The sequence below is a fragment of the Paenibacillus sp. CMM36 genome, from assembly GCF_053570945.1.
Window position 1 is genome coordinate 1 of record NZ_JBSEDY010000067.1, and the last position, 915, is coordinate 915.

The window sequence follows — 915 nt, forward strand, 5'->3', positions numbered from 1 at the left end:
TGCACAACTCCCCTGCAACCCCAATCGGCTGCAATTGCTCCGTGCCTTCCTTCACGATGTACAGGCGAATGTTTTGAATCGGTTTTCCGATCGGAATGACTGCATATTCTTCCGTCGGCTCGCAATCAAAGTACGATACGTCCACCGTCGCTTCCGTTGGGCCGTACAGGTTGATCAGCTTCGCTCCCGCCAGACTCGACACAAGCTGTTGGAACCGGGCCACATGCTGTGGTGGCAAGGCTTCACCACTGGCAAAGACATGGCGCAGCGTTGCCAGTTTCGCTTGCATCACTTCCCGTGGCTGCTGCTCCACATACTCCAGGAACGCATGCAGCATGGCAGGTACAAAGTGCATCGTGCTCACTCCATCGCGGGCAATCGTGTCCACGATGTCTTCCGGGTTCTTTTCCCCGCCTACCGACAGCAAGCTCACCTTCGAGCCGACCAGCGACCACCAGAACAGCTCCCACACCGACACGTCGAACGTAAAGGCGGTCTTTTGCAGGATCGTATCTTCCGCACTCAAGCCGTACCGATCATGCATCCACAAAATCCGATTCAGCACAGAATGGTGCTCCACCATCACGCCCTTCGGTTTTCCCGTGGAGCCAGAGGTATAAATGACATAGGCGACATGGTGCGGTCCGGCCAGTGGCTCCAGATTCGAACCGTCTTCGTGGTAAATGTCTTGGCCATCCTGCTCCTGACGATCCAGCACCAGCACCTGGCCGTCGAAACTCAAGGATGCTTGCTCCGCCAGATGCAATTGCGTCAGCACCAGCTTCGCGCCCGAGTCCTCCAGCATAAAGCGGATACGATCAGCCGGATATTCCGGATCAATCGGCACATAGGCTCCGCCGGCCTTGAGAATCGCATAGATGCCTACAATCATGTCCAATGAACGGTGAACCAGAA

The 915-nt window shown here is 56.0% G+C and carries 1 protein-coding gene; it reads right to left on the reverse strand.

Annotated elements, in window-relative coordinates; all coding sequences use genetic code 11:
• The coding region (locus ACWA2B_RS27885; protein WP_449292879.1) for an AMP-binding protein at nucleotides 1-915 on the reverse strand (915 nt) is incomplete at both ends.